Raw genomic sequence first — 6,018 nt, 5'->3', positions numbered from 1 at the left:
CGGTTCGGAACCACCTGATCCCATCCCGAACTCAGCAGTGAAACGAACCAGCGCCGATGGTAGTGTGGCATCTGCCCATGCGAGAGTAGGTCATCGTCAGGCTCCTAAATCCGAAACCCCAGCACGGTAACGTGTTGGGGTTTTTTATTGGCTCTACAAAAGTGACCTGCGGCGCCGACCTGAGGGCGGCCACTACCGGCCCACCACAGGCCCGGTCCACTCAAACCCAACCATCAACACATCGCCCCGAATCACGTATACTCTCCAAATCCAGCACACATCCCGTGCCTCTGAATTCTGCAGCCGGAAAACACCGTAACGCACCATGACCACCACTGAAGCCGAGCGCCAGTACTACCTATCCCGCATGGGCGTTCAGCTCTGGTATGCGCGTATCCCGTTGCCAGGGGCCGCACCCAGTCCGGACTTCGACTTTACCGAACCGGAAACGGCGGAAGGGAAGAGTGATTCAAGCGCTCAGGGCGGTCTTTCCCTCCCCACTCGCGATCGTCCAAAGGAGGCGCCCCTTCCGCCTGGTAAAAGCGTCAAGGAGCTGCTTCAGAGCATCGACGGGGGCGCAAAAAACGGCGAGTCGGCGACCCCGCCAGCGAAGCCCGCGACCGACGAGGCAACGAGCAAGGCTGGACCCGAGCCCGAGGCATCCACCCATGAGTCTGTCGCCGAGAGTAGCCCGGTGTCTGAGCTCGAGGTGGATGAAGCCTCACGGGTACTCGCGGGTGTCAGTGTGGATATGGGGATCTGGTGGGGCGATCAGTTTGCTCTCGTCAGCCCCGTGTCGGCAGACGTCAGCGAAGAGCTCCAGGCCAAACTGGCGGCCAATATCCTGCGTGCGATCGGTGATACCCAGGTACAGCAAAAGCGACTGGTTTGGCCTGTCTTCAACAACCCGCGCGTTCTGAAGAGTGCAGACCGGGATCTGCGAATGATCCTGCACTCACTGGCAGAGCAGGTCGGACAGCGGAAAGTCGTCTGTTTAGGCTCGCTGAGCAAAGAGCCGGAGCAGCACCAGGCTCTCATGGCGGCCATGTCTGAAACCGTGGTGGAGGCGCCCGATACGCTTGCGGGATTGGCCGGAGACTACGAGAAAAAACGTAGCCTATGGCATCAGCTGCAGGACCGTGTGATTGGAGCGCGCTAATGGGGCCGCGGCAATCCTATCAGGATGTGGCTTCCGCCACTCGCCGGGTCAGGCCGCTCGATCCCGCAGACATTCCCGATATCCTCTCCATCGAATTGACCGGCTACTCCCATCCCTGGAGTGAGGCGCTCTTTCGCGATTGCTTCCGGCCGGATTATCGCCTCTGGGGGCTGGCCGATGAGGACACCTTGCAGGGCTATGCCGTCGTTGCCTATCTCTTTGACGAAGCCCATCTCCTCAACCTGTGCGTTGGCTCCCAGTGGCGGGGCTCTGGAGCCGGACGCCTGTTACTTCGGCACCTGATCCGCGAGTCCTTTCGTGAAAACATGTGCCGGGTGTTGCTGGAAGTCCGGCGTTCCAATGACGTCGCCATTGGTCTCTATAAAACGGAGGGGTTCGTCCAGATCGGGGAGCGACCGGGATACTATCCGGCATCGCCAACCCGGGAAGATGCCCTGGTTCTCGCTCTGGAAGGGCCGGGAGCGGCTGAATGGGGCTGACGCCGGAACTGCTTGGCGCAGGTTGGCTATGGCTGATGGATGGGGTCCTGCTGGGCGTGGTGGTGTTTGCGCTCTGGTCAGCCGATTGGGCGCAGCTGGCCGTCGAGCGACTCTATCAGCATACCGTCTTCGCGAGCGTGATCCTGCTGGTTCTGCTTTGGTGCGTGCGAGCGGGATTGTCGCCGGGTCTGAGCATTCATGTACTGGGACTCACGGCGGTGACACTGGCCGTGGGATGGGCTTTTGCGATGCTGGGTGGCGTTATCGCTTTGCTTATCATGGCTTTGATCGGTCGCGAACCCTGGTCCGCGATTGGGCTTGATGGTGTGGTCACCGTCATTCTCCCGGTTGTCGTGACCTACGGCATCGTGCTCTGGGAGCGGCGATGCGGTTTTCGTCTGTTTTTTGCCTACCTGTTTTTCTGTGGTTACTTCGGAGCGGCGATCGCCGCTGCGGTCTCCGGTACGGTCATGGTGGCCATTCTTGGTCTCGCCGGAGTCTACGACTGGCATACCCTCTACACCGAGTACCTGCGCTACATGCCGCTGTTTGTGATTCCGGAAGCCTTCGTTAACGGTGTGGTGGTGGCGAGCCTGATGGTGTTCCAGCCCCAGCGCCTGGTCACGCTCGAAGAGAGTCGGTATCTGTAAGGAGTAGTCCGGGTTCGCGTCCGGGCTGTTCAGAATTTATAATGTCGGGCTTTCCAGTCCATTTGCGTCAATTCAGGCTATTTACACTATGACTTCGCTTTCCGCGGAAATTGCCAAGCGGCGGACGTTTGCGATCATCTCGCACCCGGACGCCGGTAAGACCACCATCACCGAGAAAGTCCTGCTGTTCGGCAAGGCCCTGCAAACCGCCGGCACCGTCAAGGGCAAGAAATCCGGCCAGCACGCCAAGTCCGACTGGATGGAGATGGAGAAGGAGCGGGGGATCTCCGTAACGACCTCTGTCATGCAGTTTCCCTATGCGGACAAGCTGGTCAACCTGCTGGACACGCCGGGCCACGAAGATTTTTCTGAAGATACCTATCGGACCCTGACGGCGGTGGATGCCTGTCTGATGGTGATCGACAGCGCCAAGGGTGTCGAGGAACGGACCATCAAGCTGATGGAGGTTACACGGCTGCGGGATACCCCGATCCTGACCTTCATGAACAAGCTGGACCGCGATACCCGGGACCCCATCGAGTTGATGGACGAAGTGGAAGACGTCCTGAAAATCGCGTGTGCGCCGATCACCTGGCCAATCGGCATGGGTAAGAGCTTCAAGGGCGTCTACCACCTGCTGCGCGATGAGGTCATCCTTTACCAGAGCGGCCAGGGACATATGATCCAGGAGCGCCGCATTATCAGCGGTCTGGACAACCCGGAACTGGATGAGGCGATCGGCGCCTACGCCCAGGATCTGCGGGACGAAATTGAGCTGGTGAAAGGGGCGTCCCATGAGTTCGATCAGGATGCGTTCCTGCGTGGTGAACTGACGCCTGTCTTCTTCGGTACGGCATTGGGTAACTTCGGCGTCGATCACATGCTCGACGGTCTGGTGGAGTGGGCGCCGGCACCACAAGGGCGGGCAACCGACACCCGCATCGTGGAGCCTGTTGAAGACGGTTTCTCCGGCTTCGTGTTCAAGATTCAGGCGAACATGGATCCCCAGCACCGGGACCGCGTGGCCTTCCTTCGCATTGTATCCGGTCGCTACAGCCAGGGCATGAAAACCCGTCACGTCCGTATCGGGAAAGACGTGCGTGTCGCGGACGCCCTGACTTTCATGGCCGGCGATCGGGAGCACGCCGAAGAGGCGTTTGCCGGTGACATCATTGGCCTGCACAACCACGGCACCATCCAGTTGGGCGATACGTTTACCACCGGTGAGGACATGAAGTTCACCGGTATCCCCAACTTCGCGCCGGAGCTGTTCCGTCGCATCCGCCTTAAGGATCCGCTAAAAGCGAAGCAGCTTCAGAAAGGCTTGATCCAGCTGTCGGAAGAGGGAGCCGTGCAGGTTTTTCGTCCGATGAAAAACAACGACCTGATCGTTGGTGCGGTGGGCGTGCTGCAGTTTGATGTGGTGGTGGCTCGCCTCAAGAGTGAGTACAAGGTGGAAGCGGTCTACGAGCCCATCAATGTCGCTACGGCCCGCTGGGTGACCTGCGATGACGAGCGCAAGCTGGAAGAGTTCGAGCGCAAGGCTTACGACAATCTGGCGCTCGACGGCAGCGACCGTCTGGCCTATATCGCACCAACGATGGTCAACCTGCAGCTGGCGCAGGAACGTCATCCGGATATCCGCTTCAACAAGACACGGGAGCACTGACGCCCGCGGAAGGAGCGCCCCATGCTGGTGGATGCCCATTGTCATTTTGACTTTCCCTGTTTCGACGGGAAACGTGAGCAGATCCTGCAGGATTTTCACACTCAGCAGGGCGGCGGGCTGGTGATCCCCGGCGTGGAAGCGGCGACCTGGTCACGGGTCCAGGCGGTGGCAGCCGGCGATGCGTCCATGCGCTACTGCCTGGGTATTCATCCCTGGTTCGTAGGCGGGCACACCGACGCCGATCTGGAACGGTTGAAATCGATCCTCTCCAGCCGGCCGGCTGATTGTGTGGCGCTGGGAGAGTGCGGGCTGGACCGGCTGCATGGGGATCTGGCGGCGCAAAGGCCCTGGTTTGAGGCGCAGGTCGATCTGGCCGTCGAGTTGGCGCTGCCGCTGGTGATTCACTCGGTGCGCACCCACGATGAAGTGGCGGCCATCCTGCGGCGCCGTCATCTGGTGGCACCGGTCTTGGTGCATGGCTTTGCCGGCAGTCCGGAGCAGGCTAGAGCGCTGACGGATATGGGCTGTTACCTGGGGGTTGGCGGGGTAATTACTTACTCGCGGGCGCGTAAAACACAGCGGGCTGTGGCCGAGGTGCCGCTGGAGCGGCTGGTGCTGGAGACCGACGCGCCGGATATGCCCCCCGAAGGCGTGCGCAAGGGCGACAATCGGCCAACGTACCTGCCTTTTGTATTCAAGGCATTATGTGGATTGAGGTCGGAGCCGGAAACGCAGATACGTGAGCAACTACTGGCGAACGTGGAAGCGCTATACGCCACGGCCTGGTCGTGAGCAAAAAAGCCACAAGGGCTTGGCATGAGAGGTCGATTTCTATATACTGCGCGCCCTGGCTTTTCAAGGCGATGTATTCATCTCAGCCCCGAATGATGCAACGCCGGCAATATTATTAGGTCGAAGGTCTCCGTTGAGCGTGATGTGCGCTGGTTAGCGGTGGCCTTTAACGTTCGTTATACGCGTTACAAAGGCGGAATCAATGAAGACTCTGAGTGCGAAACCAGAAAGCGTTAAGCGTGACTGGTACGTTGTAGACGCAGCCGGCAAGACGCTGGGTCGTCTGTCAACCGAAATCGCCCTTCGTCTGCGGGGCAAGCATAAGCCGGAATACACGCCCCACGTCGACACGGGTGACTACATTGTTGTGATCAACGCAGAGCAGGTGCGTGTCACAGGCAAGAAGGCCGGTGCAAAAATGTATTATCATCACACGGGATTCCCGGGTGGTATTCGTGAGATCAACTTCGAGAAGCTGATCGACAAAGCACCTGAACAGGTGATTGCGCATTCCGTCAAGGGCATGCTGCCGAAGGGCCCGCTGGGTCGCGCCATGTTCAAGAAGCTGAAAATCTATGCCGGCGCTGAGCATCCGCACGCAGCCCAGCAGCCCAAAGAACTCGACATCTAACGGAAGGCGAATATGTCTGTAGCACAAAATTACGGTACTGGTCGCCGCAAAACTTCTACGGCGCGCGTATTTATCAAGCCGGGTAGCGGTAACATCACCATCAACAATCGCACCATCGAGCAGTTCTTCGGTCGTAAGACCCTGCAGATGATCGTGCGTCAGCCGCTGGCCCTGACCGAATCTCTGGAGCGTTTTGACATCAAGATCACCGTCGAAGGCGGTGGCACCAGTGGACAGGCCGGCGCGATCCGTCACGGTCTGACCCGTGCACTGATGGACTATGACGAAACGCTGCGTCCGACTCTGCGTCAGGCGGGTTACGTGACTCGTGATGCCCGTAGCGTCGAGCGTAAGAAAGTGGGTCTGCGGAAAGCGCGTAAGCGTCCTCAGTACTCCAAGCGTTAATTGGCACTCTGGTGTCAAAGAGAAGCCCGGCGTTGCCGGGCTTTTTTTTGTCTGGAATTCAGAGGGTCGTTAGCGTCGAGGCGCCTGATGTCGCCGTGCGACACGGATTGCCAACTTGTAAGGGTCAGGGTATTTAACTACTATTTTCAACAACTAAATTTCGGGTTGTGAAGTCTTACGATGTGCGGCCTGTAGGGACAGCTTCGCATCGC

7 protein-coding genes and 1 rRNA gene are annotated in these 6,018 nt (G+C 59.1%); all 8 read left to right on the top strand.

From position 1 onward, the window contains the following. A 5S ribosomal RNA gene (gene rrf / locus J3364_RS18065) occupies positions 1-102 on the top strand; the annotation flags it as partial. 223 nt (positions 103-325) lie between these two features. Beyond that, complete coding sequence (locus tag J3364_RS18060) at positions 326-1,159, top strand: hypothetical protein (protein ID WP_349559601.1); 834 nt, start codon at positions 326-328, stop codon at positions 1,157-1,159. Further along, a complete protein-coding gene (gene rimI / locus J3364_RS18055) occupies positions 1,159-1,659 on the top strand; it encodes a ribosomal protein S18-alanine N-acetyltransferase (RefSeq protein WP_349559600.1) in 501 nt (166 codons plus the stop codon). The genes J3364_RS18060 and rimI overlap by 1 nt, the downstream gene beginning before the upstream one ends. After that, positions 1,650-2,309 carry an energy-coupling factor ABC transporter permease gene (locus J3364_RS18050; protein ID WP_349559599.1) on the top strand — a complete coding sequence of 220 codons (660 nt, stop codon included), beginning with the start codon at positions 1,650-1,652 and terminating at the stop codon, positions 2,307-2,309. The genes rimI and J3364_RS18050 overlap by 10 nt, the downstream gene beginning before the upstream one ends. Positions 2,310-2,397: 88 nt before the next feature. After that, positions 2,398-3,978 (top strand): peptide chain release factor 3, encoded by a 1,581-nt coding sequence (prfC, locus tag J3364_RS18045; protein WP_349559598.1) that lies wholly within the window; start codon positions 2,398-2,400, stop codon positions 3,976-3,978. Positions 3,979-3,999: 21 nt separating this feature from the next. Continuing rightward, positions 4,000-4,770, top strand: a complete 771-nt coding sequence (locus J3364_RS18040; RefSeq protein WP_349559597.1) for a TatD family hydrolase — start codon at positions 4,000-4,002, stop codon at positions 4,768-4,770. A 202-nt stretch (positions 4,771-4,972) separates the two neighbouring features. Then, positions 4,973-5,401 carry a 50S ribosomal protein L13 gene (rplM, locus tag J3364_RS18035; RefSeq protein ID WP_123636756.1) on the top strand — a complete coding sequence of 143 codons (429 nt, stop codon included), beginning with the start codon at positions 4,973-4,975 and terminating at the stop codon, positions 5,399-5,401. Between the two features lie 12 nt (positions 5,402-5,413). Further along, entirely contained in the window at positions 5,414-5,806 is a 393-nt protein-coding gene (gene rpsI, locus J3364_RS18030; RefSeq protein WP_123636755.1) for a 30S ribosomal protein S9, read from the top strand. Positions 5,807-6,018: the final 212 nt, after the last annotated feature.

The sequence above is a fragment of the Marinobacter sp. NFXS9 genome (assembly GCF_040148665.1).
Lineage (GTDB): Bacteria > Pseudomonadota > Gammaproteobacteria > Pseudomonadales > Oleiphilaceae > Marinobacter_A > Marinobacter_A mangrovi.
Note: the sequence above shows the minus strand (reverse complement) of the source record. Positions and strands in the feature narration are given on the sequence as shown.